Origin of the sequence: Methylobacterium mesophilicum SR1.6/6 (assembly GCF_000364445.2) — a bacterium.
Lineage (GTDB): Bacteria > Pseudomonadota > Alphaproteobacteria > Rhizobiales > Beijerinckiaceae > Methylobacterium > Methylobacterium mesophilicum_A.
On record NZ_CP043538.1, the window covers coordinates 2854102 to 2880645 of the forward strand.

At 68.5% G+C, this 26544-nt stretch carries 24 protein-coding genes and 1 pseudogene; 12 read left to right on the forward strand and 13 right to left on the reverse strand.

The window, feature by feature from the left end:
- Positions 1-65: 65 nt before the first annotated feature.
- Entirely contained in the window at positions 66-1892 is a 1827-nt protein-coding gene (gene recJ / locus MMSR116_RS13555; RefSeq protein WP_051072120.1) for a single-stranded-DNA-specific exonuclease RecJ, read from the forward strand.
- A gap of 12 nt (positions 1893-1904) precedes the next feature.
- Here recJ and MMSR116_RS13560 read toward each other — a convergent pair whose 3' ends face one another.
- The 4 genes from MMSR116_RS13560 to MMSR116_RS13570 form a co-directional block, all read right to left on the reverse strand.
- A complete protein-coding gene (locus tag MMSR116_RS13560; protein WP_010682600.1) occupies positions 1905-2399 on the reverse strand; it encodes a CAP domain-containing protein in 495 nt (164 codons plus the stop codon).
- A 125-nt stretch (positions 2400-2524) separates the two neighbouring features.
- Complete coding sequence (locus tag MMSR116_RS13565) at positions 2525-3601, reverse strand: HD-GYP domain-containing protein (RefSeq protein ID WP_244625659.1); 1077 nt, start codon at positions 3599-3601, stop codon at positions 2525-2527.
- Between the two features lie 107 nt (positions 3602-3708).
- Positions 3709-3861 carry a hypothetical protein gene (locus MMSR116_RS31365; RefSeq protein WP_010682598.1) on the reverse strand — a complete coding sequence of 51 codons (153 nt, stop codon included), beginning with the start codon at positions 3859-3861 and terminating at the stop codon, positions 3709-3711.
- A 575-nt stretch (positions 3862-4436) separates the two neighbouring features.
- On the reverse strand, positions 4437-5129 hold the full coding sequence (locus MMSR116_RS13570; RefSeq protein ID WP_039892329.1) for a GntR family transcriptional regulator: 693 nt from the start codon (positions 5127-5129) through the stop codon (positions 4437-4439).
- Between the two features lie 479 nt (positions 5130-5608).
- Between MMSR116_RS13570 and oxlT the strand changes: the two genes are divergently transcribed.
- Together oxlT and MMSR116_RS13580 are read left to right on the forward strand one after the other, a co-directional pair.
- The gene (gene oxlT / locus MMSR116_RS13575) at positions 5609-6886 is read left to right on the forward strand and encodes an oxalate/formate MFS antiporter (protein WP_010682596.1); all 1278 of its coding nucleotides are present in this window, start codon (positions 5609-5611) and stop codon (positions 6884-6886) included.
- A 91-nt stretch (positions 6887-6977) separates the two neighbouring features.
- On the forward strand, positions 6978-7628 hold the full coding sequence (locus tag MMSR116_RS13580; protein ID WP_010682595.1) for a class II aldolase/adducin family protein: 651 nt from the start codon (positions 6978-6980) through the stop codon (positions 7626-7628).
- Here MMSR116_RS13580 and MMSR116_RS13585 read toward each other — a convergent pair.
- Positions 7625-8557, reverse strand: a complete 933-nt coding sequence (locus MMSR116_RS13585) for a methionyl-tRNA formyltransferase (protein ID WP_010682594.1) — start codon at positions 8555-8557, stop codon at positions 7625-7627. The genes MMSR116_RS13580 and MMSR116_RS13585 overlap by 4 nt on opposite strands.
- A gap of 170 nt (positions 8558-8727) precedes the next feature.
- Complete coding sequence (frc, locus tag MMSR116_RS13590; protein WP_010682593.1) at positions 8728-10005, reverse strand: formyl-CoA transferase; 1278 nt, start codon at positions 10003-10005, stop codon at positions 8728-8730.
- 455 nt (positions 10006-10460) lie between these two features.
- On the opposite strand from frc, the gene MMSR116_RS13595 reads away from it, so the two are divergent.
- Positions 10461-10745 (forward strand): hypothetical protein, encoded by a 285-nt coding sequence (locus MMSR116_RS13595; RefSeq protein ID WP_010682592.1) that lies wholly within the window; start codon positions 10461-10463, stop codon positions 10743-10745.
- A 73-nt stretch (positions 10746-10818) separates the two neighbouring features.
- Here MMSR116_RS13595 and MMSR116_RS13600 read toward each other — a convergent pair whose 3' ends face one another.
- Both MMSR116_RS13600 and MMSR116_RS13605 read right to left on the reverse strand, forming a co-directional pair.
- Positions 10819-11412, reverse strand: a complete 594-nt coding sequence (locus tag MMSR116_RS13600) for a hypothetical protein (RefSeq protein WP_244625660.1) — start codon at positions 11410-11412, stop codon at positions 10819-10821.
- A gap of 326 nt (positions 11413-11738) precedes the next feature.
- Complete coding sequence (locus tag MMSR116_RS13605; protein ID WP_010682590.1) at positions 11739-12311, reverse strand: TetR/AcrR family transcriptional regulator; 573 nt, start codon at positions 12309-12311, stop codon at positions 11739-11741.
- Positions 12312-12423: 112 nt separating this feature from the next.
- Between MMSR116_RS13605 and MMSR116_RS13610 the strand changes: the two genes are divergently transcribed.
- The 4 genes from MMSR116_RS13610 (at position 12424) to MMSR116_RS13625 (ending at position 18099) form a co-directional block, all read left to right on the forward strand.
- Complete coding sequence (locus MMSR116_RS13610) at positions 12424-13524, forward strand: efflux RND transporter periplasmic adaptor subunit (RefSeq protein ID WP_010682589.1); 1101 nt, start codon at positions 12424-12426, stop codon at positions 13522-13524.
- A complete protein-coding gene (locus MMSR116_RS13615) occupies positions 13521-14618 on the forward strand; it encodes an efflux RND transporter periplasmic adaptor subunit (protein ID WP_010682588.1) in 1098 nt (365 codons plus the stop codon). The genes MMSR116_RS13610 and MMSR116_RS13615 overlap by 4 nt, the downstream gene beginning before the upstream one ends.
- A gap of 22 nt (positions 14619-14640) precedes the next feature.
- Positions 14641-17703, forward strand: a complete 3063-nt coding sequence (locus MMSR116_RS13620) for an efflux RND transporter permease subunit (protein WP_010682587.1) — start codon at positions 14641-14643, stop codon at positions 17701-17703.
- 174 nt (positions 17704-17877) lie between these two features.
- On the forward strand, positions 17878-18099 hold the full coding sequence (locus MMSR116_RS13625; RefSeq protein WP_010682586.1) for a hypothetical protein: 222 nt from the start codon (positions 17878-17880) through the stop codon (positions 18097-18099).
- Positions 18100-18123: 24 nt separating this feature from the next.
- Here MMSR116_RS13625 and MMSR116_RS13630 read toward each other — a convergent pair whose 3' ends face one another.
- Entirely contained in the window at positions 18124-18501 is a 378-nt protein-coding gene (locus tag MMSR116_RS13630; RefSeq protein WP_010682585.1) for a 4a-hydroxytetrahydrobiopterin dehydratase, read from the reverse strand.
- A 185-nt stretch (positions 18502-18686) separates the two neighbouring features.
- Here MMSR116_RS13630 and MMSR116_RS13635 point away from each other — a divergent pair.
- From MMSR116_RS13635 to MMSR116_RS13645, 3 genes and pseudogenes are all read left to right on the forward strand, one after another.
- Positions 18687-19669: pseudogene (locus tag MMSR116_RS13635) on the forward strand (ABC transporter substrate-binding protein).
- Between the two features lie 51 nt (positions 19670-19720).
- The gene (locus tag MMSR116_RS13640; RefSeq protein WP_010682583.1) at positions 19721-20458 is read left to right on the forward strand and encodes an ABC transporter permease; all 738 of its coding nucleotides are present in this window, start codon (positions 19721-19723) and stop codon (positions 20456-20458) included.
- Entirely contained in the window at positions 20439-21173 is a 735-nt protein-coding gene (locus MMSR116_RS13645; protein ID WP_039892322.1) for an ABC transporter ATP-binding protein, read from the forward strand. The genes MMSR116_RS13640 and MMSR116_RS13645 overlap by 20 nt, the downstream gene beginning before the upstream one ends.
- 35 nt (positions 21174-21208) lie before the next feature.
- Here MMSR116_RS13645 and MMSR116_RS13650 read toward each other — a convergent pair whose 3' ends face one another.
- The 3 genes from MMSR116_RS13650 to MMSR116_RS13660 form a co-directional block, all read right to left on the reverse strand.
- Entirely contained in the window at positions 21209-21724 is a 516-nt protein-coding gene (locus tag MMSR116_RS13650) for a DUF2165 family protein (protein ID WP_010682581.1), read from the reverse strand.
- Between the two features lie 319 nt (positions 21725-22043).
- Positions 22044-23840 (reverse strand): hypothetical protein, encoded by a 1797-nt coding sequence (locus MMSR116_RS13655; RefSeq protein ID WP_191991899.1) that lies wholly within the window; start codon positions 23838-23840, stop codon positions 22044-22046.
- Between the two features lie 289 nt (positions 23841-24129).
- The gene (locus MMSR116_RS13660; RefSeq protein WP_010682579.1) at positions 24130-24456 is read right to left on the reverse strand and encodes a HesB/IscA family protein; all 327 of its coding nucleotides are present in this window, start codon (positions 24454-24456) and stop codon (positions 24130-24132) included.
- Between the two features lie 152 nt (positions 24457-24608).
- On the opposite strand from MMSR116_RS13660, the gene MMSR116_RS13665 reads away from it, so the two are divergent.
- Positions 24609-25856 (forward strand): deoxyguanosinetriphosphate triphosphohydrolase, encoded by a 1248-nt coding sequence (locus MMSR116_RS13665; RefSeq protein WP_010682577.1) that lies wholly within the window; start codon positions 24609-24611, stop codon positions 25854-25856.
- Between the two features lie 66 nt (positions 25857-25922).
- Here MMSR116_RS13665 and MMSR116_RS13670 read toward each other — a convergent pair whose 3' ends face one another.
- The gene (locus MMSR116_RS13670) at positions 25923-26330 is read right to left on the reverse strand and encodes a hypothetical protein (protein WP_010682576.1); all 408 of its coding nucleotides are present in this window, start codon (positions 26328-26330) and stop codon (positions 25923-25925) included.
- Between the last annotated feature and the right edge of the window lie 214 nt (positions 26331-26544).

The window sequence follows — 26544 nt, forward strand, 5'->3', positions numbered from 1 at the left end:
CCCCATCGTGTCGAGCGCGCGCTGTTGCGGGTCTGCGCGGGATTTGGCGACCGAGCCGGTGTAGGATGGCGTCCGTGTCCTGTGCTCCATCCCTTGCCGAACCCGCGGCCTATCTGGGTGTCGCCGCCTCTGTAACGGGGCGGCGCTGGCAGGAGCGCTGTGTCGGCGGCCTCGTCCAGACCCACATCGCCAAGATGGTACAGGCTTACGGGCTGCCTGAATTGCTGGCGCGGGTGCTGGCGGGCCGCGGCATCGCGCCGGACGCGGTCGATCGGTTCCTGGCACCGCGCCTGCGCGACCTGATGCCGGACCCGCTCGTCCTCCTCGACATGGAGGCCGCGGTTGACCGGCTCGTGCGCGCGGTCCGGCGCGGCGAGACCGTGGCGGTGTTCGGAGACTACGACGTCGACGGGGCCGCCAGCGCCGCGATGCTGGCGGACTACCTCCGCGGCCTGGGCCTCAAAGCGCCCATTCACATCCCGGATCGGATCACCGAAGGCTACGGTCCCAACAGCGCCGCCATCAACACGCTGGCGGCCGATGGGGCGACCCTGCTGGTCTGCGTCGATTGCGGCACGAGCGGTCACGCCCCGCTGGAGAAGGCCGAGAGGTCTGGCCTCGACGTCATCGTCCTCGATCACCACGCCGCCACCGAGGTGCTGCCGCCGGCCCGCGCGATCGTGAATCCGAACCGGCTCGACGACCTCTCGGGCCTCGGCCATCTCTGCGCCGCCGGGGTGGTGTTTCTGACGCTGGTCGCCCTCAACCGCGCCCTGCGCATCGGGGGCTTTTTCGGTCCGGGCCGGCCGGAGCCGGCGCTCACCAACGCCCTCGACCTCGTCGCGCTGGCGACCATTGCCGACGTGGTGCCGCTGTCCGGTCTGAACCGGGCCTTCGTCGCACAGGGTCTGACGGTGATGCGCCATCGCGGCCGCACCGGGCTCGCGGCCCTCCTCGATGCCGCCTCGCTCAGTGAGCCGCCCGAGGCGTGGCACCTCGGCTTCGTCCTCGGCCCACGGATCAACGCGGGAGGGCGCATTGGCGATTCGGCTCTCGGAGCCCGTCTCCTGACCACCGCCGATCCTTTCGAAGCGGCGCGGATCGCCGCCGAGCTCGACCGGCTGAACCGGGAGCGGCAGGCGATCGAGGCACAGGCGGTGATGGAGGCCGAGGCGGAGATGGACCGCGCGCTGACCGGCGATCCCGCCCGGTCGGTGCTGGTGACCGGGAGCGACGCATGGCATCCCGGCGTCGTGGGCCTGATCGCGTCCCGGCTGAAAGAGCGCTTCAATCGCCCCGCCTTCGCCTTCGCGATCCGGCCGGACGGCACCGCGACCGGGTCCGGACGCTCGATCCCGGGCGCCGATCTCGGTCTGGCCGTGCGCGCCTGCGTGGAGGCCGGGCTCGCCAGCAAGGGGGGAGGGCACGCCATGGCGGCCGGCGTGACCGTGCGCGCCGACGACATCCCGCGCTTCGAGGCTCACCTGTCGACACTTCTGGGCGCGAGCGTCGCCGTTGCGCGGGCGGCCGACGCCCTGCTCATCGACGGCAGCCTCAGCGCCGGCGGCGCCACCGCGGAGACCGTTCGGCTGCTCGGGCGCGCCGGTCCGTTTGGACAGGGCGCCCCGGAGCCGATCTTCGCCCTCGGGCGCCACCGCCTCGTGGATGCCGGGCTCGTCGGATCAGGGCACGTCCGGGCACGCCTGCGCAGCCGCGATGGTCAGGCGGTCGGCGCGATCTGCTTCCGGGCAGCCGAGAGGCCGCTCGGTCTAGCCCTGCTCAACGGCATCGGCCGCGAGATGCATGTGGCCGGAACGCTGTCCTGCGACCGATGGCGGGGGGCCGAGCGCGCGCAGGTGCGGATCGTGGACGTCGCCCCGGCGGACAGCTGATCGACGGGCCGGTCAGGCCCCGGCCATCACCAGCGCCCAGAAGCGCTTGTAGCGAGTACCCGGCGCGTCCACACGAGCGATGCCGATCCGCCGGATCTGGGGGAGCAGCATATTCTTGTTGTGCTCGGGGCTGGCCTTCCAGCGGGCGAGCACCTGCTCCAGGGTTTCGGAGCCAGCACTGAGGTTCTCGGCCGCGTAGGATCGCGCCAGTCCGATGGCGTTCATGCGCGACGTGAAGCTTCCGCCGATCTCGTGGCTGAGCTGACCCTGACGGGCGTTGTTTCCAGCCTGGAAGGCGGCTGCCTTGACCAGGGTGGGGTCGACGACGACAGGGCTCAGACCGTTCTGGACGCGGTAAGCGGAGATTGCCGCCGCCGCCGCGACTTCGTCGAGGACCGCGGCGTGGGTGACGGTCTCTGCCGTCGGCTCGGGGCCGAAGGAGAGCCCGCCGCAGCCGGCGAGAGCGAGCGTCAGGGTGGCGGCGAGGGTGAGCTGAAGTTTCGGCACGGTCCGGCTTGGGCGCTGTGGGCTTGCGGGTTTGCGTCGGAGCCGGCTGTGGCGAAAGCGCGGCAGGCCCAGGCGGCGCGAACGATCGGGCGAGGGCGTGGCGCGTCCGCAACGCCACCCCGCGGTCAGGCCGCCAGAGCTTCGCCCCGGAGCATCGCCGGCGCGAAGACGCGTAGCAGGTCGGAGTCGAGGTGGCCGGTGCTGTCGGTCATGATCGCGAGCGCTTCCGCCGCGGTGGCGGGTTGCCGGTACGTCCGGCGCTCCGTCAGCGCCGAGAATACGTCGCAGATCGACACGATCCGGACGAGATCCTTGATCGCGGATCCGGCGAGGCGGTCCGGGTAGCCCTTGCCGTCGAGCCGTTCATGGTGGTGCCGCACCACGTCGACCACCGCATCCTCGAAGTCGCCCTGGCCGCGCAACAGGTCGGCGCCGATCTCGGGATGGCGCTGCATCAGCCGGAACTCCTCGGGGGTGAGGGGGCCTGGCTTGTTCAGGATCTCGACGGGGATGCGCGACTTGCCGATATCGTGCAGGAGGGCGGCGCGGACGAGCAGCCGGAGGTCGTTGCGGCTCAGGCCGATCTGTGCCCCGAAGGTTGCGGCGTGGCCGGCGACGCCGAGGGTGTGCTGATACACGCCGATGTCATGGCGCCAGACTTCCGCGAGCCATGTCAGAATGCCGACCTCCGACACAGCGGAGAGCACGAGTTCGGTGCCGCGTTCCACGTCGGCCTGCTGGAGGCCGCCACCGAGGGCCGCGCTGTCGAACAGCTCCGCGACGATGGCAGTCGCGCCGGTGACACGCTCCACGAGCCGGCGCTGCCGCAGCTCGACCGAGCGCGTCGCCTCCTCGATCATGGCGAAGACATTCGCCAGAACGACCTGTCGGGGCGCGGCGGCTGGAAGCTGACGCAGGTGCGGCGCGGCCGGTGCAGGTTCTCCGCGAACCAGCACGAGCCGCGGCACGGGCGGCCCCCGCTGGCTCAGAACCGGCTCCAGCTTCGCGGCCTGGGTTGGCGGCAGGTCCAGGATGACGAGGTGCGGGCGCTCCTTGGGGACAGATCCGTCGGCGGCAAGACCCCGGCAGTTCATCACCAGCGCGATGGCGCGTTCAAGGGCCGCGCGTTCAGACGGCCGATCCGAGATCAGCAGAACGTAGGGGCCGTCGGAAAAGCGCGATGTAGCGCCGAGAGCCAACACGGTCGCTCCTGGCCCGCATGGTCAACGATACGTTGACCATAGCCAGGAATTTTGAGGAAAGCGTTAACCCTACGCATTCCGCGCCGTGACCGTGCAGCGTAGCCGCATCAAGCGAGCTTGGCGGTGCTGACTCCGCGCGCGGCCTGGACCGTGGTCGCGCCGACGTCGGAGGCCGGGCTCAGGAAGTCCGCATACTTGACCGTCAGGAGCGCTTGGCAGACGGCGAAAGCGACGAAAATCACGAGGAAGCTGGCGAACATCGGTGGCACTCCGTGAGAGGCGCGCTGCCTCTGTATGTTGCGATGCGATAGATGCCATGTTGCTTCGCAAACTGGTATGCCAGATATCGAATACCGATCATGCGAGCCATGCATGTGACGTCACATCTGGCTCGTTGAAGACCGGGGAGGCGCTGTTCTCATGCGCTGCACGACATATCGTGCACGCTCGCGCGACGTCTGCGTAATATTGCAGTGCAAGCGTCCGAGGTAAGAGATCGGAGAACGCCAGCGGCTTTTCGGGTCGGCCAGCGTCAGATCCGGCTAACCGTGATAATGCCCCGGGGCCTCGGTCAATCCGGCCGACACGCGAAGTGGTCAATGCCCTACGATCAGAGACGCCAACGGCCTCGCCAAGACATCGGTATGTGTGCGCGCGCATCGAACTCGGGCGGAGTACGATCTGCCGACCCAGCCTGTCCGCGCCTGAGGTAAGATCCGTCAGATGCGGGACATGACGCAGCCCTCAGTCGACCGGGAGATCGCATCCGAGTCGTAACGGTCTGTGTCGACCGACTGCACGCGTGGTCTCGGGCATGACCGGATCCGCTCCGGGATCAGTCAAGATAATCCCCGTAGGTATCGACGTGGCGGGCCAGGCCCAGGCCGTGCTCGCGCACCAGCCGTTCCGCCAAGTCGGCGTCGCGCGCTTCCAGCGCCGCGATGATGGCGACGTGCTCTCGGATCGACCGCTCCGCCCGGTCCCCCTGCCGGAGCGCCGTGCTGCGGATCCCGCGGACATGCATCAGCAGATTGCTGGTGAGGTCGGCGATCGCCTCGCAGTGGCCGAGGGCGATGATCCGTTGATGAAAGCGGATGTTCGCGTCCGAGTACTCGTCCATGTGTTCGGACGGCTGACCTTCGTAGAACTCCGGGAATGACTCGCGCAGGGATCGGAGCTGCCCATCTGTGGCGCGTGTGCAGGCAAGGCGGGCCGCCATGCTTTCCAGCGCCGTCCAGGCGTGGATCATGCTGACGATCTCGCGCTTGTTCTTCTTGATGACGAAGACGCCGCGCCGCGCCTCCGACCGGACAAAGCCCTCCTGCTCAAGGACCGTCAGCGCCTCGCGCACCGGGGTGCGGCTGACGCCCAGATCCTGGGACAGCTTACGCTCGTCGAGCCGCACCTCCTCCGGACGCCCGTAGATGTCCATGTTGGTGATGGCCGTCTTGAGCGCCTCGTAGGCCAATGTCCGGAGACTGGAGCTGGCGACGATCGGCTTCACGCTCAACGGTTCGGAGTTCGACATCCCTCGTCCAGTCGGCTCACACGTATGATTTCCCGCACGCATTCTCTGTCGTGCGCTCTCAAGCGAACTAACCCAAACCTTAGCCAGATCCTAGTCAATCGCGGGCGGACCCCACAGACCTGTGACAAGAGCCGGGCCTTATCCCGCAAAAGGTCGGCGGACGGCTCGTCCGGAACGGGGTCGCAAGGTGGCACGTACGGCGACTGGGCTTAATCCCCACCGCCGGTCATGTATTTTTCTGCAGGTTCCATTGACACCCGACCCGGGCATCAGCACCATTCTGCTGGCATACCGTCGACCATCAAATATCCGACGCTGCTTCGGTTCACGGATGTCGCAATGTTGCAGACGAAATTTGCCTAGCGGCCAAGAATTTTTTCAAGAACGGCTCCCAGTTCGTCCTGCCATTAAGGTCCCCGGCAGGGCATAGGGTAACTGAATACAAGATCCGAAAAGAACACGTCCTAGGAGGGAAGCGTATGTCCGAGATCCTCAAACCGGTGGGGCGCGGCCGTTGGCTGCAACTCGCCTTCGGTGTCGTCTGCATGTGCATGATTGCCAACATGCAGTACGGCTGGACCTTCTTCGTGAACCCGATGCAGGAGCGGCACGGCTGGGATCGCGCGGCGATCCAAGTGGCGTTCACGCTCTTCGTCGTCACCGAAACCTGGCTGGTGCCGATCGAGGGCTGGTTCGTCGACAAATACGGCCCGCGCATCGTCACCCTGTTCGGCGGCCTGCTCTGCGCCATCGCCTGGGTGATCAACTCCTACGCCGACTCGCTCACGGTCCTGTACATCGCGGCCGCGATCGGCGGCACGGGTGCGGGCGCCGTCTACGGCACCTGTGTCGGCAATTCGCTGAAATGGTTCCCGGACCGCCGCGGCCTGGCCGCCGGCATCACCGCCATGGGCTTCGGCGCCGGCTCGGCTCTGACGGTCGTGCCGATCCAGGCGATGATCAAGTCGCAGGGCTACGAGGCGGCCTTCTTCTACTTCGGCATCGGCCAGGGCGTCATCGTGATGCTGCTCGCCCTGTTCCTGCGTGCGCCGGCCAAGGGCCAGGTCCCGCAGGTCGCCCGCGTCAGCCAGTCGAAGCGCGACTACAAGCCCGGTGAAATGGTGCGCACGCCGATCTTCTGGGTGATGTACGCCATGTTCGTGATGATGGCGGCCGGCGGTCTGATGGCCACCGCGCAGCTCGGCCCGATCGCCAAGGACTTCAAGATCGCCGACGTGCCGGTCTCGCTCCTGGGCATCACCCTGCCGGCGCTGACCTTCGCGGCGACGCTCGACCGGGTGCTCAACGGCGTGACGCGTCCGTTCTTCGGCTGGGTCTCCGACCATATCGGCCGGGAGAACACGATGTTCCTCTCCTTCGCGATCGAAGGCGTAGGCATCTACGCGCTCAGCCAGTTCGGCGACAACCCGATCGCCTTCGTGCTGCTGACAGGCCTCGTGTTCTTCGCCTGGGGCGAGATCTACTCGCTGTTCCCGGCGACCTGCGGTGATACCTTCGGGTCGAAATACGCCGCCACGAATGCCGGCCTGCTCTACACGGCCAAAGGAACGGCTGCGCTGATCGTGCCCTACACCAGCGTGCTCACCACGATGACCGGAAGCTGGCACGCGGTGTTCCTGGCGGCCGCCGCCCTCAACATCGTGGCGGCGCTCCTGGCACTCTTCGTGCTGAAGCCGATGCGGGCGGCCTACACCAAGAAGCCCGAGGTGAGCCTCGCGCCGGCCCTCGCCCAGTAACAGCCGCAGCGTGACGCGGATCAGCCCGGCGCCGTCTTTACGGCGCCGGGCTTCCTGCATAACCCCGGACCCTGACTTCCGGAGGTTGAGCATGGATACGGACGAGCGCAGCGCACGGGAGAGCGTCGTGGCGGCGGCGCGGGAGTTGGACACGCAGGGGCTGAACCGAGGCACCTCGGGTAACGTCTCGGTTCGCTTCCGCGATGGGCTCCTGATCACGCCGTCGGGCTTGCCCACGCAGCGCATGCAGGCGACCGATGTGGTTCCGCTCGGGTTCGACGGCTCGCATCCGCCCGGCCAGAAGCCGTCATCGGAATGGCGTTTCCACCGTGATATCCTGGCCCACCGGCCCGAGATCGGCGCCGTGGTCCATGCGCACCCGGTCTACTGCACCGCTTTCGCGATGTGCGGACGGAGTATCCCGGCGGTGCACTACATGATCGCGGCCTTCGGCGGCCCGACCGTGCGCTGCGCGCCCTACGCGCCCTACGGGACAGCCGAGCTATCTGAAGTCGCCCTCGCGGCCCTTGCCGACCGCAACGTTTGCCTCTTGGGCAACCACGGGATGATCGCGGCCGGCGTCACCCTGGAGAAGGCTCTCTGGCTCGCCGTCGAGCTCGAGACCCTGTGTCAGCAATATGCCGTGGCGCTCCAAGTGGGGGCGCCCACCGTCCTGTCCGATCACGAGATCGCCGCCACGGTGGAGCGCTTCCGCGGATATGGGCTGAACGCGGCGTCCTAACGACCGAGCACCTGACCGACCGAGAGGCCGCTCTCGCGCGCATAATCGGCCGCCGATACCTTCTTGCCGCCCTCCGGCTTGACCTTTCGGATCAGGACTTGGCCGCCCTGGGCGCAGACGCTGAAGCCGTCCTCATCGACCGCGATCACCTCGCCGGGCTTGCCCTTCACGTCGGACAGGCGGCGCACCGGATTCAGGCTGGAGTCGAAGATCTGCAGCTTCTTTCCGTCCACCGTCGTCCAGGCGCCGGGGGCCGGGTTGGCGGCGCGGATCAGATTGTAGATCTGCTCGGCATGCGCCGACCAGCGGATCTCGGCTTCGGCCGCGCGGAACCAGCCCTCGTAGGTCGCGGCGTCCTCATCCTGATCGATCTCGACATGCTGGCCAGAGACGACGAGGTCGGCTGCCTCCAGCATCGCGTCGACGCCCATCGGGAAGAGATTCTCGAAATAAATGTCGCCGAGCGTCGCGTCGGCGCCGATCGGGCAGGTCTTCTGAAGGATGACCGGACCCTCATCCAGGCCGTCGGTCGGACGGAAGATCGTGAGGCCCGTCTGCAACTCACCCTTGGCGATGGGCCAGTTGATCGAGGACGGACCCCGATAGCGCGGCAGCAGGCTCGGGTGGTACTGGATCGTCCCGTGCTTCGGGATGTTGACGAAGCTCTGCGGCGCGAATTGCAGAACGTAGGCCATGATGCCGATATCGGCTTCGAGGCCGCGCATCGCGCTCTCCGCTTCCGGGCTCTTGAGGCTCGGAAACTGGAAGACCTGCAGGCCCTTCTCCTCGGCAGCCGTCTTAAGGACGTCCGGCTTGGCTCCCGGCTTCTCCGGGGCGCAGAAGACGCCCGCGACCTCGTCGCCGCGCTTCAGGAACGCCTCCAGGACCGCCTTGCCGAAATCCTGCTGTCCGATGAAGGCGATGCGCATGCAATCTCCTGGGCGTGGGCCGACGCGATGCCGGCGATGATCGGAGCGGCGCGCTCGGAGAATCCGGTCGCGTCGCCGCGGAACGAGGGCGGCTCTATGCTTCGACGGCCGCCCGAAGGCGGTCAAGGCGCGGCGAGGTCCGCTGACCCCACCGCGCCCGTCCGTTCAGATCACTCGGCGGCGATCTTCTGCACCACCCCGATGGCGCCGGATTCCGCGATCTCGCCGACTTCCGCCTCGGAGTAACCCAGGACCTGGCGGAGGATCTCGTCCGTGTGCTCACCCAGAAGCGGCGAGCGCTTGACGTCGCTCGGGCTGGCCGAGAGCTTGATGGGGTTGCCCACCGTCAGGTACTTGCCGCGGGTCGGATGATCGACCTCGACGATAGTGCCGGTCTTCCGCAGGGCCTCGTCCTCGGCGATCTCCTTCATCGACAGGATCGGGCCGCACGGGATGTCGTGCTTGTTGAGGGTGTCCATCACCTCGAACTTGGACACCTTCATCGTCCAGGCTTCGATGCGCGTGAAGATCTCATTGAGATGCGGCAGGCGGGCCTTCGGAGTCGCGTAGTTCGGGTCGTTCTTCCAGTCGGGCTCGCCGATGATGTCGCAGATCGGCTCCCAGACCGCCGCCTGGGTGATGACGTAAATGTAGGCGTTGGGATCCTGCTCCCAGCCCTTGCAGCGCAGGATGCGCCCCGGCTGGCCGCCGCCGGAATCGTTGCCCGCGCGCGGCGTTGCCTCACCGAACGGGATGCCCTCGCCGAACTGGCTGTACTCCTTCAGCGGACCGTGCTCGAGGCGCTGCTGGTCGCGAAGCTTGACGCGGCACAGGTTGAGCACGCCGTCCTGCATGGCGCAGTCCACCCTCTGGCCGAGGCCGGACTGCGTGCGGTGGTAGAGGGCGGTGACGATGCCGAGGGCGAGGTGCAGGCCGGTTCCGGAATCGCCGATCTGCGCGCCGGTCACCATCGGGATGCCGTCCCGGAAGCCGGTGGTCGAGGCCGAACCGCCAGCGCACTGGGCGACGTTCTCGTAGACCTTGCAATCCTCGTAGCGGCCGGGACCGAAGCCCTTCACGGAGGCCAGGATCATCCGCGGGTTGGCCTCGTGGATCTTCTCCCAGGTCAGACCCATGCGGGCCAGCGCTCCGGGGGCGAAGTTCTCGACCAGGACGTCGCATTCCTTGATGAGGCGCCAGAGCACCTCCTTGCCTTTGGCATTCTTGGAATCGAGCGTGATCGAGCGCTTGTTGTGATTCAGCATCGTGAAATAGAGGCTGTCCACCTCCGGAATGTCCTGAAGCTGCTGACGCGTGGCGTCACCGACCCCCGGCCGCTCGACCTTGATCACGTCCGCGCCGAACCAAGCCAGGAGCTGGGTGCAGGTCGGGCCGGATTGGACATGGGTGAAGTCCAGGATGCGGACGCCTTCGAGGGCCTTGGTCATGATCGGTCTCGGTGTTGGAGGACGGGGTTCGGGATTGTGGGGGGCGGCTCAGGCCGCCCTGAGAAACGGCGGGGTACCTTCGGCAGGCAGCGACCGCCGGTCCGCTCCGCGACAGTCCGCGCTGTCCATCCTCCGACGGATCATGTCTGCACTCCCTGTCACAGCGCGGTCTCGTCGTGTCGCGACACCGTCATTCGGCCTCGATGTTACGAGTCTCGAAGTTTGTATACCACATGCCATTCGTCGGACGCGAGTACCCGCCAGCGGTGGCATCGTTCTCATTCAACGCCTGACCGTAGGCTGACAATCCGGTCTACTCAACAGCGGTGCCTGGGCGCAGTCGCGGGACCACCCGCGGCGGCCCTTGGCTTTCGGGCCCGTGCGGTCCATGATTTCGTCAAAATGGTCGCCCCGCGGGGTCGACCGAGCGAAGCAACGCTGAACGAGGAACGTCCATGCTCGCCAGCACCAGCCTGATCAAGTCGTCCTGGATCGCGGTCGATGTCGGCCATGACCGGGCCGAGCGCGTTCTCGTGGTCGAGACCTACATTGCCGTAAGTCCGCTAGAGCCGAATTACGACGCCGCCCAGTATGAGCGCGTCCTCGCCTGCGTGCAGAGGGTCCTGAAGACCCATCCGGAGATCGACCGTGCGTCGATCCTCAGCATGCATCGCGGCTCCGGCTGCACGGCGCTCTTCCGCGATCCGCCCGCGACCGCCAAGCAGCCCGCGGCTGCGTGACCGCTGTCGGCGGGAGCGAACAAGTCCTATCGCCCAGCGGGAGACGGCAGCGATCCGCGCGCCGTCGGCAAGCCTAGGTACTGCTGGACGAGTCCGGCGGCTCCAGAGCGGCGCGGGCCGCATGGAACCACCAGAGCGGGATGTCGCGGTTGGCCTTGGCCAGCTCCGAGGCCCAACCCTCCTTCGGCATGACCTCCGCTCGATCGGCGAAAAGGCGAAGCGCGCCCTCAGCCCGCTCCCGGCGGCACCGCTCCTGAATCGCCACGCGCTCGGCCGCCGCCCGGGCCTCGGTCTGCTCCAGAAGCCGGTCCGTCGCCAGATCGTCGGCGTCGAAGGCGAATTGCTGCCAGAAGGCTTCCGCCTCGCGGGCGACATCCCTCTCGCGCCGCATCGTCGCCAGGGCGTCCTCGGCGATCCCCTGCGCCGCCTCGGCCGCTTCCGCCCGCGCAAGCATCCGGTTGTTCGCCGCGAGGAGCTCACGCTCGCGCTCGGGCGCCATCCTCTGGCGCCGCAGCACCCGCAACTCTTCCTCGACGGCGGATCGCGCCGCCGCATCGGTGAAGTAGCGCGCCAGCGGCCCCGCCACGAGGGCGTCGGCGCGTCGTAAATAGCGCTCACGCAGATCCGCATGCGCCGAATTCACGGCCAGATCGTCCCACGCGGGCAAGTCCGTGTCTCCGGCCTGATCGGAATCATACAGAGCGCGCGCAACGATCGTGCGCGGATGATCCGGAGATGATGTCGCGGAGGGCTCGTTCATGAACCGGCACGGGCACTGGATGAGCGGCGAAGCCTACAACGCCTGAGAACCCTGGAAGAGACCAAACCGGTGCGACGAACCGGAAATTTTTCATGGCGCCGTCCCCTTGCCCGGATGGCGGCCTGGTCGAGCCTGTGTCCGCCCACCGGGATCGTCATGGCCCGCACCGGCGGCGCATCCCTGTCCGCGCCCCGATTGTTCCGAACAGCCTCTCGACCGGCCGAACGGCAGTCTCAAGTGGAGTCGCCTTCGAACCGGCGGGCGATCCGCTCCAGGGCGTCGAGCATCGGCGTGAGCTCCGCATCCCCGAGCTGATGGAAGCCCAGGGTTCGTCCCATGAACAGGCCCAGGATCGCGAAAAAGAGTACCGAACCTTCACCCGGACAGGCTCCCTCAATGGCGCCGAGGCGGCCGAGCTGCTCGGCCACGAAGGCCCTGTAATCCTTCTGCGCCTCCGGCGATTCCAGCGAGGCGAGGAGAAGCGCCTGCGAAGATTCGTCGTCGTCGCAGTAATGGCCGCGGACATGCGCCACCATGGCCCGGGGAAGCCGCGACGGGCCTTGCGGGATCTCCGCCTCACAGACGGCGATTTCCTCGCGAAGCTGGGCGAGCTTCCGGGCAACCAGGGCCAGGACAAGGGCTTCCTTCGACGCGTAGTGGTGCAGAACGCCGCCCTTGCTGAGGCCAGCCTCGGCCGCGACCGCGTCGATGGTGAGCCCGCGCGCTCCGCTCTTCAGGAGGACTGCGGCCGCCGCTTCGAGGATGATCTCGGGCCGCTCGGCCAGCCGCTGTCGTTTCGCGCGCATCGCCTGCCTGTCCTGCGTTGGCCGACCTTAAATACCGACTGGACGGTATGTAACGGATCGGATAGGACCGATCCATGCAATCTGCACGAGCCCGGCCAAAAAGGTCGATCGGATGATCCGCATTTTCGCCTTCCGACCCATAACGTATGCACTGGCGTTAACGGCCTTCGGCAGCATTGGGTGCGCCCGTGGCGAGCCAGCGGCCCTCGACCGGACCGTGGCCCAGGTCAGGGTGGTGGAGGCCAGACGCTCGCCGATGGCGCTCGACGTGGTGTTGACCGGCGACATCCAGGCTCAGGCTCAGGTCAACGTGTCTTTCCGGACGAACGGCAAGGTTGCCGAACGCCGGGTCGAGGTCGGCGACCATGTCGAGGCCGATCAGGTGCTGGCCAGCCTTGAACCCCTGACGCAACGGGCCAACCTCGACAACGCTAAGGCGGCGCTGAATTCCGCCGAGGCGCTGCTGACCCAGGCCAAGATGTCGTTCGAGCGCCAGAAGCAGCTCCTGTCCGGCGGGTTCACCACGCGCTCGACCTACGACAATGCGGAGCAGGAACTCCGCACCACACAGGCGGCTGTCGACTCGGCCAAAGCCGCACTCGGCACGGCGCAGGAACAATTCTCCTACACGGAATTGCGCGCCGGGGTCGCGGGGATCGTCACGAGCCGCAGCTTCGAAGTCGGCCAGGTGGTGCAGTCCGGCCAGACGGTTCTGGTGGTGGCCCAGGACGGACCGCGGGATGCCGTCTTCAACGTCTACGAATCCCTGACGACGCAGCCGCCGGACGGCGATGCGGTCGCGGTCGCGCTGCAGGCCGATCCGTCGGTCGCCACCACCGGCACGGTGCGCGAGATCTCGCCGACGGTGGACGCGTCGAGCGGTACGGTGCGGGTGAAGATCGGCCTCCGTTCGACGCCGGCCGCCATGGGGCTGGGCGCCGTCGTCGTGGGACGCGGCCGTTTCGCACCCCACAGTGCCGTCGAGCTGCCCTGGTCCGCCCTGTACCGCTATGACGGCCGCCCGTCGGTCTGGATCTACGATCCGGCGCGGCGGACCGTGTCGGTCCGCGCCGTCGAGATCGATCGCTTCGGCCCCGACATCATCGCGATCAGGCAGGGCGTGGAGCCGGGCGAGCGCGCGGTCGTCGCGGGCATCCAGTTCCTCCGGCCCGGGCAGATCGTGGCGGCAACCGAGTTGGGAGACCGTCCATGAGTGTGCGGTCCCTAATCACGGCCGGCGTCCTCGTCTCGATCCTGGGCGGCTGTCACGAGCGGAGCGACGAGACCGAACAATCGGACGCCGGCGTCGTGCGCCCGGTCCTCACCCGCGTGGCCGAGGCTACCGATACGATCACCTTCGGCCCGTTCGCCGGAACCGTCGAACCGCGCTACCAGGCGCAGCTCGGCTTCCAGATCCCCGGCCGGATGATCGCGCGCGACGTGACGGTCGGGGACATCGTCAAGAAGGGCCAGCGCCTCGCCGCCCTCGACGTCATCGTCACCCGTTTCGACCTGACCCGGGCCGAGGCCGACCTCGCCGATGCGCGTGCCCAGGCCGAGAACGCGGAGGCCGCCGAGGCGCGAACGCGACGCTTGATGACGGGGAACAGCGTCGCCCAGGCGACCCTCGACCAGGCCGTGGCCAAGCGCGAGACCGCCCGGGCGCGGGTCGATCAGGCCCTCGCCAGCCTGCAGAAGGCCCGTGACCAGATGGGTTACACCGAGCTGAAGGCCGAGTTCGACGGCGTGGTGACGCAGCGCCTCGCCGAAGTCGGACAGGTCCTGAGCGCGGGCCAGGGCGTCGTGACCGTCGCCCGGCCGGACGTCCGCGAGGCCGTGGTGGACATCCCCGAAGTCCATGTCGGCGCCATGCCGGCGGACGGGATCTTCACCGTCGCCCTCCAGAGCGCGCCCGACGTGACGGCGCGCGGCCGGATCCGCGAGGTGGCGCCGCTCGCCGAATCCGGAACGCGCTCGAAGCGGATCCGGCTCACGCTCGAGGATCCAAACCCGGCCTTTCGCCTCGGTGCGACCATCAACGTGTCGCTGACCCGGACGGTGCCGGCGCAGATCCTTCTGCCGGCCTCGGCGCTCCTCGAAGACGGTGAGCGCCGCTCGGTCTGGGTGGTCTCCGCCGATGGCCGGTCGGTGACGCGCCGCGACGTGTCCCTCGCGGCGGTCCGAAGCGACGAGGGTGAGCGCATCGCCGTCACGGCCGGGCTTCGACCCGGCGACAGGGTCGTGATCGCCGGCGTCCACGCCCTCACCGAGGGCCAAGCCGTGCGCCTGACCGACGACGCCGTCTGAGCCGGCCGGACGAGGTTCTCCCGTGAAGGATTTCAACCTTTCCGACTGGGCGCTCGAGCACCGCTCATTCGTCTGGTTCCTGATGCTCGTCTCGCTGGTCGCGGGCGTGATGGCCTACACGCGGCTTGGCCGCGAGGAGGATCCGCCCTTCACCATCAAGACCATGGTCGTGCAGACGACGTGGCCGGGCGCGACCATCAAGGACACCCTCGATCAGGTCACCGACCGCGTCGAGAAGGAACTCCAGCAGCTCAACGGCCTCGACTACGTCCGCAGCTACACCACGCCGGGATCGTCGACGGTCTTCGTGCAGTTCCGCGACACGCTGAAGAAGGCGGAGGTGCAACCGGCCTTCTATCAGGTCCGCAAGCGCCTCGGCGACATCAAGGGGCAGTTCCCCGAGGGCGTGCAGGGTCCGTTCTTCAACGACGAGTTCGGTGACGTCTACGGTAACATCTACGCCTTCACGGCGGACGGCCTTACGCACCGGCAGCTGCGCGATTACGTGGAGTCGATCCGCACCGAGGTCCTGCGCGTGCCGGACATCGGCAAGACGCAGCTGATCGGCACGCAGGCGGAGGCGATCTACCTGGATTTCTCAACCCGCAAGCTCGCGGGATACGGCATCGATTTCCAAGCGCTGATCAAAGCCCTCCAGTCGCAGAATGCCGTCTCGGCCTCCGGCGTCGTCCAGGCGGGGCCGGAGCGCGTCTCGCTCCGGGTCAGCGGCTCCTTCGCGTCGGAGGCCTCGCTTCAGGACTTCAACCTGCGCGTCAACGACCGCTTCTTCCGCCTCGCCGACATCGCCGAGATCAGCCGCGGCTACGAGGATCCGCCGGCGCCGCTGTTCCGGGTCGACGGCAAGCCCGCCATCGGGCTCGCCATCGCGATGCGGCCCGGCGCCAACCTGCTGCATTTCGGGGAGGCCCTGAAGGCGCGCATGCGGCGGATCGAGGCCACGCTGCCGGTGGGCGTCGGCGTGCACCTCGTGTCGGACCAGCCGAAACAGGTGGAGCACGCGGTCGGCGGCTTCACCGAGGCGCTGGTCGAGGCGGTGATCATCGTGCTGGCCGTCAGCTTCGTCAGCCTCGGCGTCCGCGCCGGACTCGTGGTCTCGGGGTCGATCCCGCTGGTGCTGGCGATCGTCTTCGTGATCATGCAGGTCATGGACGTGACGCTGCAGCGCATCTCGCTCGGCGCTCTGATCATCGCGCTCGGCCTCCTGGTCGACGATGCCATGATCACGGTCGAGATGATGGTCGCGCGGCTGGAGCGCGGCGACACGCTCCGGAAGGCCGCGACCTACGCCTACACCTCCACCGCCTTCCCGATGCTCACGGGGACCCTCGTGACCGTGGCGGGTTTCCTGCCCATCGGCTTCAACGGGTCCGGCGCGGGCGAGTATACCTACTCGCTGTTCGTGGTGATCGCCGCCGCCCTGCTGGTGTCCTGGATCGTCGCGGTCCTGTTCGCGCCACTGATCGGCGTGACGCTGCTCCCGACGACCATGAGGTATCACACGGAGAAGCGCGGGATCTTCACGCGCCTGTTCCTCGCCGCGCTCCGGGTAGCGATGCGCTGGCGGTGGACGACCGTGGCATTGTGCCTGGGCGCGATGGGCGTGGCGATCATCGGCATGGGCCACGTGCAGCAGCAGTTCTTCCCGTCCTCGGACCGGTCCGAGGTGCTGGTCGATCTGACCCTGCCGCAGAACGCCACCGTCGCCGAGACCCGGGCGCAGATGGATCGGTTCGAGGCCAGGCTGAAGGATGATCCGGACGTCTCGAGCTGGTCTTCCTATGTCGGCCAGGGCGCGGTGCGGTTCTACCTGCCCCTCGACCAGCAACTCGCCAACGCCTTCTTCGGGCAGATCGTCATCGTCACCAAGTCCCTGGAGGTGCGCGACCGGGTGATCGCGCGGCTCCAGCATGTCGGCCTGCGCGAGTTCGTCGGGACCGATGTGCTGGTCCAGCCGCTCAGCCTCGGTCCGCCCGTCGGCCGACCGGTGCAGTACCGGCTCAGCGGACCCCGCATGGAGACGGTGCGACGCCTCGCCCTCGACCTCGCCAACGTGGTCGCCGCGGATAAGCGCCTCGACGTGCCGACCTTCGACTGGAACGAGCCCGGCAAGGTGCTGAGGGTCGAGATCCTGCAGGACAAGGCTCGCCAGCTCGGCGTCACCAGCCAGGACGTGGCCGGCATCCTCAACGGGATCGAGGGCGGCCAGGCGATCACCCAGGTGCGCGATTCGATCTACCTCGTGAACGTCGTCGGCCGGGCGCGGGCGGCCGAACGGTCGTCGCTGGACACGCTCCAGTCGCTCCAGGTCGGGCTCGCCAACGGCTCCGTGGTGCCGCTCCTGGCCTTCGCGCGGATCGGCTACGACCTCGAGCAGCCGATCGTCTGGCGCCGCGACCGGCTGCCGACCGTGACGGTACGGGCGACGATCCGCGACGCGACCCAGCCGGCCACCATCGTGACGGCCCTGCAGCCCGGCATAGACGCCTTCGTCAAGGCGCTGCCCGAGGGCTATACCCTGCAGACCGGCGGCGCCGTGGAGGAATCCGCCAAGGGTCAGGGCCCGATCGCGGCGGTCGTCCCGGTGATGCTGCTGGCCATGGCGGTCCTGCTGATGATGCAGCTCCAGAGCTTCGGGCGGATGCTGCTGGTCTTCACGGTCGCTCCGCTCGGCCTGATCGGCGTCGTGCCGACCCTGCTCCTGTTCGACAAGCCGATGGGCTTCGTCGCGATCCTGGGCATCTTGGCGCTGGTCGGGATCATCATCCGCAACGCGGTAATCCTCGTGAGCCAGATCGAGGAGTTCCGGGCGGAGGGCATGCCGCCCTGGGACGCCGTGTTCGAGGCGACGCACCATCGGCTGCGCCCCATCCTTCTGACGGCCGCTGCGGCGAGCCTGGGTCTGATCCCGATTGCCCGGGAGGTGTTCTGGGGGCCGATGGCCGTCGCGATGATCGGCGGCATCCTCGCCGCCACCGTCCTGACGCTGCTGTTCCTGCCCGCCCTCTATGTCGGCTGCTACCGGATCCGGCCGGGCAGTGGCGTTGCGGCAACCCACAGCGTGTGAGCGTCACGCTTTCGCGATCGCGGCGTCCCCGGACGCCGCGAGAAGCGGTCGGCCCGTCCTTTCCCCCCTCGGGACGGGCCGACCGTGGACATCCTCCGCACCGGCCGCGATGCGCCTCCGGAAACCTCGAGCGTTCTGGCGCGTAAGGCAGGGCTGGAACGAGGAACGCCTCCCATGAACGCCTTCATCGCCGTCGTGCTGGTCTGCGCCAACGGTCTCGCGCAGGACGCCTGCACAGACGATCAGGCCCTGGAAGTGCGCAAGGTGAGGGTCGCCAACGAGCTCGGCTGCGCCACCGGCTGGCAAGAGATCATCGCGCGGACCGAGCGGCGCGACGAGATCGGCAAGACCGCCTACCTCAAGACCGAATGCCGCCGGGTGAAGGAGCCGCAATGACGGCCCCAGCCCGGATGCCGCGGGCTACTTGTCGTACTTGATGTAGGCGAAGCGCGGATCGGTCGGCGTGCCCTCGAGCCCCTGTCCCTCCTGGCCCGGCTGCCAGGACACGACCTCCTCGATCTTCCGGGCGAGGGCGAAATCCTTGTCGGTGATGCCCTTCGCGGCGTGGTTCATCAGCCGGACCTCGACCCAGGCGTACGATGCGGTGATGTCGGGATGGTGCCACGCGGCCTCGGCGAGGTGGCCCACGGTGTTGATCACCATCAGTGTGCTTTTCCAGCCGGCGGTCTTGTAGGTCCGGCGGATCCACCCGTCCTCCAAGCGCCACGCGGGCAGCTCGGCTTTGAGCCGCGCCTCCACGGTCGCGTCGTCCAGAACGCCCTCGCGTCGCTCACTCATGGTCCTGCCTCAGCCAAAATGCGTCCGGCGGAGGGTGCCGCTGACGCAGGTTGCGCGCAAGCGTGTTCCGCACGATGGACGGAGGCCGGTGCGGGCCCTATGACCATTTTCCAATGGCGCTGGAACAGACTCGAACCCCAGTCTGTCGTCCTCAAAGACTGCGCAATACGATGGGAGAAGGCGTGATGCTGTCACGGCGCGCGATGCTCGCCGGAAGCGTGATCGGCGGCCTCGGGCTGCGGGCGGCGCGCGCCGACGTCCCGACCGTGCGGCTCGGAAGCCTGCCCTTCGGCACCTCGACCTGGGAGGCTGCGGTCATCAAGGCCCGTGGGCTCGATACGGCCAACGGGTTTCAGCTCGACGCCGTCAAGCTTGCCGGCAACGATGCCGCGCGGATCAGCTTCATCGGCAATCAGGTCGACACGATCGTGGGTGACCTGCTTTGGGCGGCCCGGCTCGGCAATGACGGGCAGGCGGTGCGGTTCATCCCCTACTCGACCTCGGAGGGCGCCGTGATGGTGCCGGCCGACAGCCCGGTGAAGTCCCTGAAGGATCTCGACGGCAAGCGCCTCGGCGTGGCCGGGGGCCCCTCGACAAGAACTGGCTGCTCCTCAAAGCCCAGGCCAAGGATGCCGCTGGAATCGATCTCGAGCACGCCGCCGAGATCGCCTACGGCGCGCCCCCGCTCATCACGCTGAAGCTGGAACAGGGCGCCCTTGACGCGGCGCTGACCTACTGGACCTACTGCGCGCGCCTGGAGGCCAAGAAGTACCGCCGCCTCGTCGGGGCCGAGGATATCATGCACGCGCTGGGCGTCACCGGCGACGTCGCACTGATCGGCTACCTGTTCCAGGACACCACCGTGAAAGAGAAGCCGGCCGCGGTGGCGGGTTTCGCCCGGGCCTCGCGCGCCGCCAAGGACATGCTGGCGCAGGATCCGACAACCTGGCAGATCGTGCGCCCCCTGATGGCGGCCGAGGACGACGCCACCTTCGAGGCGCTGAAGCGCGACTTCCTGGCGGGCATTCCGCGCCGTCCGGTGGCCGAGGAGCGGGCCGACGCGGAGAAACTCTACGCCGTGATGGCGCGGCTCGGCGGGACGCGGCTCGTCGGGAAAGGGAACGGGCTGCCACCCGACCTTTACTACGACAGCGACCGCAATGGTTGAGGCGGCCGCCCGGCAGCCCGGCGCGACGGTGATGTGGAACGCCCGGACCGCATGGGCGCGCTGACCCGCATCGCGTCGCTGGTGGTCCTGATCGCCGCGTGGCAGGCTGCCGCGCTGGAGGCCGGCTCGCGCCTGCTGCCGCCGCCCCTGGCGGTGCTGCGCTTTATCGCGCAGGAGGCCGAGCGCGGCGACCTCGCCCACAATGTGGGCGTGACGCTGCTCCGGGTCGCCGTCTCCTTCGCGATCGCGATGGCGCTGGGCGTGGCGCTCGGCGTCGCACTGGGGCGCTCGAAGGCCGCGGATCTCACCCTCGACACGCCGCTCCTGGTCCTGCTCAACACGCCGGCCCTGGTGATCACCGTGCTGGCCTATGTCTGGGTCGGCCTCACAGAGACGGCGGCGATCCTCGCGGTCGTGCTCAACAAGCTTCCCAACGTCGCGGTGATCGTCCGCGAGGGTGCCCGCAACCTCGATCCGCAGCTCGACGAGATGGCGCGCGCTTATCGGCTCGACCGCCGCACCTGGGTTCGCGATGTCCTGATCCCGCAGCTCCAGCCCTATGTGGTGACGGCCGCGCGTTCCGGCCTGTCCCTCGCCTGGAAGATCGTGCTGGTGGTGGAGCTGCTCGGCCGCCCCGACGGCGTGGGGTTCGCGATCAACTACTACTTCGTCCAGAGCACCGACGTGGCCGCGATCATCGGCTACAGCCTCGTCTTCATGGCCGTGATGATCGGCATCGACGTCCTTCTCCTGCAACGGCTCGAGGCCCATGTCCGCCGCTGGCGCTGAGCCCGTCCTCCGAGTCGCCATCGACTCGAAATGGTATCGCCCCCGCGGTGCCGAGCCCGTGGAGGCAGTCAGCGACCTCGCCTTCACGGTCGGGGCGGGCGAGATCGTCTGCCTGATCGGTCCCTCGGGCGCCGGGAAGACCACGACGTTGCGGACATTGCTCGGCCTGGACCCCGATTTCGAGGGCCGGGTGTCCGGTGCAGAGCAGGCCGGCATGGTGTTCCAGGAGCCCAGGCTGCTGCCATGGCGCAGCGTCGAGCACAACGTCCGCCTCGGGCTGCCGCGGGCGCGGCGCGGGCGCGACCTCGACGAGCTGTTCGAGCGCCTCGGACTGACGGCGTGGCGGACCAACTATCCGAAGGCGCTATCCCTCGGGATGCAGCGCCGGGTCGCTTTGGCGCGGGCGCTCGCCGATGGGCCACGGGTCTTGGTCCTCGACGAGCCGTTCGTGTCCCTCGACGACGCTGCCGCCGCCGAATTGCGCGGCCTCGTGGTCGACATCGTGGATCAGGCCGGCATGAGCGTCCTGATGGTGACGCACAACGTTGCGGAAGCGATCGGGATCGCTGACAGGCTTCTGCTGCTCTCGCGCCGGCCGGCCCGCCTCGTCGCGGACGTGCCCCTGGAGCGGGATCGGAAGGCGCGCGACCGCGCCTGGGCGGAGGCCACCCGGACGATGCTGGCAGCGCGCCATCCCGAGATCATCGCGCTGTAGCGGCGCAGTCGAGCGGACGAGCGCAAGCCGGCTTCCTAGGGACCGGATCTTGGGCGAGGCGCCTCGGACTCAGGCAGGGCGACGTAGATCAGGACGCCCAGCACCGTCATGGCGAAGCGGAAGGCGGATTCCTGGCCGTTCCACGTCTTCGACATCCACATGCCGAACCACTCGCCGCCGATGCCCAGGAAGCCCGCCTGCCACACGAGGAATCCGACGCTGAGGCCGGCGATGGCCCAGCCCTTCGCCCGCGCGAAGCCCGTAACGGGCGCCTTGAGCCGCGCGAGCATCAGCGCCGCGCCGATCCACAGGAGCAGGGCGGTCAGCGCCTCCCCGGCGACGATCAGGTAAAATGCGGCCTGCTGGAGCTCGGGATTGGTGATCGAGCGGTCGGTGATCCCGGAATCCGGAAGCACGGTGTCCATCGACAGGACGTGGCGGACGAAGCTGAGATTGGTCGCCGGATCGACGACGTTTCCGAACACCACCAGCGTGCAGGTCAGCGCCAGGGCGGCGATCAGGACGATCTTGGAGAGGCGAGCGACGATCACCGGAGCAGCACTCCAATCCAAAACGGGGGTCGTCGAGACCGACACCAGCTCGGCGCGGCGAAGCGCGCCCAACGTTGACACGGATTCGACATTTCCGCTCGGCGAGCTGATCGGGTGATCCCGCCCAATCCCCTCATCCCAAGGTGCCCGCGTCAGCGGGCCTCGAAGGCCTCCAGCCAGCCGCGCGATCCCTGAAGGCCTCCTTCGAGGCCTGCGCTGCGGTCCGGCACCCCGGGATGAGGGTGCCGGTCGGAAGGCTGGAATTCATCCGCGAGCTGCCGCGAAAACCGCAAACCCATCGCACCCAAGGTTCCGCCGCTCAGTTCGCCTTGGCCTCCACGTCCAGCCGGTCGAGCACGGCGGCCGGCGAGCGTGATGCGCCGAGATCGATGAAGCCGATACCGGCGGGCTCCTTGGCCTTGGCGTGGACCATCAGCTTGCCGGGTTTCATCACGAACTGACCCATCGCCGCCCCGATCCCCTTGGCGGCGGCGCTGTTGCCGAGGATGATCGGAACGCCGAGCAGGCTCGCGGTGACGTACTCCTTGCGCAACTCGTCCGGCTTGAGGCTGAGATCCTTCGCCTGCGCGGCGAGGAAGCGCTCGAACAAGCCGGCATTCTCCACGGTCAGGTCGACTGTCTTGGCGCTGCCCGAGAACATCAGCATCGTCGCCGCCGGGAGCGTGCCGGAGAACAGCTCGGGGCCGATCCCGCCCAGGGTGCCCGCCAGCCGGACCGTGCCGATATCACGTCCCGTGACGGTGATCTCCCGCAGCGATAGGTCGCGCGCCTTCTCGTCCAGCGTGGCGTCTGCCACGACATCGAAGTCCAGATCCCTGTAGCCGTAGGCCGGCAGGGCGCCGACGATCGGTGCGCCGGCCAGCAGATCCGCGGGCATGCGAAGGCCGGAAAGGCTGAGATGGCTCGTGCTCGGAACGCCGTCGGTGAGCGGACCGAAGGCGAGCGCGGCCTCGCGCAGGGCGATCCGGCGCGGCTGATGCGGCGCGACCGTGACGGCGAGGGGATCGCCGGCCTTGACCTCGGCCGGCTTCCCGTCCGTCGACTTCCCCGCACCGGGCCGGCTTCCTTCCACCCCCGGAGCGCGGATCGGGGCCCGTCCCTCCCGGGGCGCGGATGCTGCCGGCTCCGAGTCCGGCGGTAGCTCGACCGACAGGTCGCTGAGGGTGAAATTGCCGAGCTTCGGCGCCAGCCGGCGCATGTCCACGTCGGAGAGGCCAGCACCCGGAGTGGGCTCACTGGCGATGGCCTGCAAACCCGCGACCGTAGGAGCCAGCGACGTCCCGACCAGCGCCAGCCGCCCGATATGGGCGCGCAGACTTCCGCGCGACAGCGACAGGTCGTCCAGCGTCGTGCCGGCCTCCGATCCCGACGACGTGTAGGCGGCGCGGCCGATCTCGAACAGCACGGGGCCCTTCGGATCGGAATCGCTCACGCTGAAGCCCTGCATCTCCAGGCTTCCCAACGAGGTCGCCTCGATCAGGTCGGCGGCGGCCGCGGCGAAGGGCCGCCGGTCCGTCCCGTCCTGGAAGCCTGCGGCGACGATCTCGAAGGCGCCGTTCCAGCCATCGGGCACCTGACGGCCGCCGAGGTCACGGCCGTTCAGCCGCGCGATCTTGACGGTGGTTCCCCGCGCGTCCGCGTAGGTGACATCCGAGACCTGGATCGTCCCGTAGACCCGCTGGACCGGGCCCTTCCCGTCGCCCGGGACCGTGTAGAGGCGGCTCAGCGCCGCGAGGTCGAGATCGGTCGCCCGCACCTGACCGTACGTCCCGGAGCCGCGGTTCGGTCCCGCGACGGCACTGACGGTCGCGCCCGCCGCCGTGAGTTCGCCTACGCGTCCGGCCCGGACATCGCGGGCGACCACGTCGCGATAGGTGACGATCTGGCGATTGTCGCCGGATCCGACATTCTCGGAGGTGAGGACCGGGATCGTCAGGCTCCCGGCGTCGAGCCGTGCCAGGCGCGCTTCCCACGGCACGGCGGAGTCGGGGCGGAGGATCGCGGCGAGATCGTCCTTGGAGAGGCGGGTGCCGCTCGCGGTCAGCTTCGGCGCCTTGAGCAGCGTGCCACCGAGCGGCACGACCACATCCGTCACCGTGACGTCCTGGACGGCGGCGGCGCCCTCCTGCGCGGCGAGGGGGGCGGGGCCGCGGCGAGGCCGAGCAACGCGAGCAAACCCGTCGCCGCCAGGGCCGGCCGGAGGCGGAAGCGGGCCTTCGGATGGATCATGGCGGGGTCCGGACCAGGGCTCTCGAGGAAACCCGGTAGGCGTGCCGCGTTTTCATCGGAGAGGCAATCGCGCGCGGAGGGTTGAGCCTCCGAGCGGGATCGTGTGTCGTACGGCGGCAACGGCGCCACGCCGGAAACCGGCCCCGTCGCTTCCGTCAGAGCGAGAAGGAGGTGCCGCAGCCGCAGGAGGCCGTGGCCAGCGGGTTCTCGATCTTGAAGGACTGCCCGATCAGGTCGTTCACGAAATCGATGGTCGAGCCGCTCATGTATTCCAGCGAGACGGGATCGACGATCACCGTCGCGCCGTTGCGCTCGATCGCGATGTCCTGAGCCTCCCGGCTGCGGGTGATGTCGAACGCGTATGAGAAGCCGGAGCAGCCGCCGCCGTTGACGCTGATGCGCAGGGACGAGCCCGGCGGCTCGGACACCATGATCTCGTTGATGCGCTTGGCCGCGCGGTCGGTGAGGGTGATGTCAGCCATGGGTCTCTGGCCACGCAGTGTTCGGTGGACGGCGCAGCCCGGCCGTTGTCCCGGGCGCTACGGCCCACAAGATATGGGGCGCGAGCCCGCGCTGCAACGCGCCGGGCGAGGAGGACTCATGTACGGGGTGCAGGCGATGACGGTCGGACTTCGTGCGGCCTAACGGCGAGCGCTGGCGCGCACCCTACGCCACGGATCCGGGCCGCACTCGCGGGCGGCTGATCGCCGAGGCGGGCTCGCCGACGCGCAGCGACTTCCAGCGCGACCGGGACCGCATCATCCACTCGACGGCGTTCCGGAGGCTGAAGCACAAGACCCAGGTCTTCGTGCATCACGAGGGCGATCACTACCGCACGCGCCTCACCCACACCCTCGAAGTCAGTCAGATCGGCCGGGCGCTGGCCCGGGCTCTGGGCCTCGATGAGGATCTCGCCGAGGCGCTGGCCCTCAGCCACGACCTCGGACACACCTGCTTCGGCCATACCGGCGAGGACGCGCTGGACGCCTGCATGGCGGGCCACGGCGGCTTCGACCACAACGCGCAGGCCCTGCGGATCGTGACACGTCTGGAGCGGCGTTACGCCGGCTTCGACGGATTGAATCTCGCCTGGGAGACCCTGGAAGGGCTGGTCAAGCACAACGGACCGCTGCTGACGTCCGGCGGGCAGCCGACGCCGCGCTACGCCGCCCGCGGCATCCCGGCCGCGATCCTCGAGTACGACGCGCTCAACCCGCTGGACCTCTGGAGCCAAGCCGGCCCCGAAGCTCAGGCGGCCTCTCTCGCCGACGACATCGCGTACGCCGCGCACGACCTGGACGATGGCCTTCGGGCCGGCCTGTTCGACATCCCCGAGTTGCGCGCCGTGCCGTTTTTGGCCGAACTCCTGGACGAGATCGACCGGCTCCACCCGGGCCTCGAAGCGTCCCGTGTGGTTCACGAGCTGGCGCGGCGTGTGATCACGCGCTTCGTCGAGGACGTCATTCGCGAGGGCAGCCGCCGGATCGCGGCTCTCGATCCTGCGAACGTCGAGGACATTCGCCACGCGGAGGCGCCGGTCATCGCATTCTCGCCGGCCATCGCGGCCGCCGACGCGGAGATCATGGGCTTCCTATGGAAGCGGATGTACCGGCATCCGGGCGTGGTGGCCGTGCGCAAGAAGGCCGAGTCGATCGTCAACGACCTGTTCGCCGCCTTCACCGCCGACCCGACGCGGATGCCGGAGGAGTGGAGCGCCGGCCTCGACGACGCCTCGCAGGCACGATTGGCCCGCAGGGTCGCCGACTATATCGCCGGCATGACCGACACCTACGCGGTCCTGGCGCACCGCAAGCTGTACGCGGCGACGCCGGACCTGCACTGGGAGCTGCCCAGCCGCGGCCTGCCGCTTACGGAGCCGTAAGCACGGAGGTGCCGTCTGCCCGTAGCCCCTCGCCGCACATGTCGGATCGGCGAGGGGACGCGGCGATCAGCAGCCGCAGCCGTAGGTGTAGCCACCGTAGTAGGCGGGATAGCCGTATCCGTAGGAGCCGTATGCCGCCGGGTAGCCGTAGCCATACCCGTAGCCGCCGTAGCCGTATCCGCCGTAGAGGCTGCTCGCCGCCAGGCCGAGGCCCAGCCCGATCCCCGCTCCCGCGAGTCCATAGCCGAAGCCCCGCCCGTAGCCGTAACGGTAGCCGAAACCGCGGCCGTAATATCCGCCCCGATAGCCGAAGCCGCCGCCACGGAAACCGCCGTGGAAGCCGCCGCCGTGGAAGCCGCCGCCGTGGAAGCCGCCGCCGTGGAACCCGCCGCCGCGGAAGCCGCGGGCCTCCGCGGTCGGAGCCGCGATCATCAGGGCACAGAGCGCCGTGCCGGCCATCGTCAAAGCTCTCATCGGTCTCCTCCACGATCGGGAATGCCGCGATCTTGGGCGAGGACATCGTCTTGACCGTCGGGAGGCAAGGCGCGCTCTGCCGAATCGGTACTCGCCGCCCTGGATGACGGGGCGCGCACGATCCGCCCAGTCCGGAGACGAAGCCGTCCCACCGGCGTCGTGACACCCCTTCGGCGCCTTGCTAGACGGCCCGGGCGGGCGCAGGTCGGACAGG

Coding starts and splice junctions, on each gene's coding strand:
- MMSR116_RS13585 (WP_010682594.1), bottom strand. CDS start 8,557: ATGCGCATCGCCTTCATCGGACAGCAGGATTTCGGCAAGGCGGTCCTG.
- MMSR116_RS13670 (WP_010682576.1), bottom strand. CDS start 26,330: ATGAGAGCTTTGACGATGGCCGGCACGGCGCTCTGTGCCCTGATGATC.
- recJ (WP_051072120.1), top strand. CDS start 66: ATGGCGTCCGTGTCCTGTGCTCCATCCCTTGCCGAACCCGCGGCCTAT.
- MMSR116_RS13640 (WP_010682583.1), top strand. CDS start 19,721: ATGGGCGCGCTGACCCGCATCGCGTCGCTGGTGGTCCTGATCGCCGCG.
- MMSR116_RS13625 (WP_010682586.1), top strand. CDS start 17,878: ATGAACGCCTTCATCGCCGTCGTGCTGGTCTGCGCCAACGGTCTCGCG.
- MMSR116_RS13660 (WP_010682579.1), bottom strand. CDS start 24,456: ATGGCTGACATCACCCTCACCGACCGCGCGGCCAAGCGCATCAACGAG.
- MMSR116_RS13645 (WP_039892322.1), top strand. CDS start 20,439: ATGTCCGCCGCTGGCGCTGAGCCCGTCCTCCGAGTCGCCATCGACTCG.
- MMSR116_RS13630 (WP_010682585.1), bottom strand. CDS start 18,501: ATGAGTGAGCGACGCGAGGGCGTTCTGGACGACGCGACCGTGGAGGCG.
- oxlT (WP_010682596.1), top strand. CDS start 5,609: ATGTCCGAGATCCTCAAACCGGTGGGGCGCGGCCGTTGGCTGCAACTC.
- MMSR116_RS13610 (WP_010682589.1), top strand. CDS start 12,424: ATGATCCGCATTTTCGCCTTCCGACCCATAACGTATGCACTGGCGTTA.
- MMSR116_RS13595 (WP_010682592.1), top strand. CDS start 10,461: ATGCTCGCCAGCACCAGCCTGATCAAGTCGTCCTGGATCGCGGTCGAT.
- MMSR116_RS13615 (WP_010682588.1), top strand. CDS start 13,521: ATGAGTGTGCGGTCCCTAATCACGGCCGGCGTCCTCGTCTCGATCCTG.
- MMSR116_RS13570 (WP_039892329.1), bottom strand. CDS start 5,129: ATGTCGAACTCCGAACCGTTGAGCGTGAAGCCGATCGTCGCCAGCTCC.
- MMSR116_RS13605 (WP_010682590.1), bottom strand. CDS start 12,311: ATGCGCGCGAAACGACAGCGGCTGGCCGAGCGGCCCGAGATCATCCTC.
- MMSR116_RS13580 (WP_010682595.1), top strand. CDS start 6,978: ATGGATACGGACGAGCGCAGCGCACGGGAGAGCGTCGTGGCGGCGGCG.
- frc (WP_010682593.1), bottom strand. CDS start 10,005: ATGACCAAGGCCCTCGAAGGCGTCCGCATCCTGGACTTCACCCATGTC.
- MMSR116_RS31365 (WP_010682598.1), bottom strand. CDS start 3,861: ATGTTCGCCAGCTTCCTCGTGATTTTCGTCGCTTTCGCCGTCTGCCAA.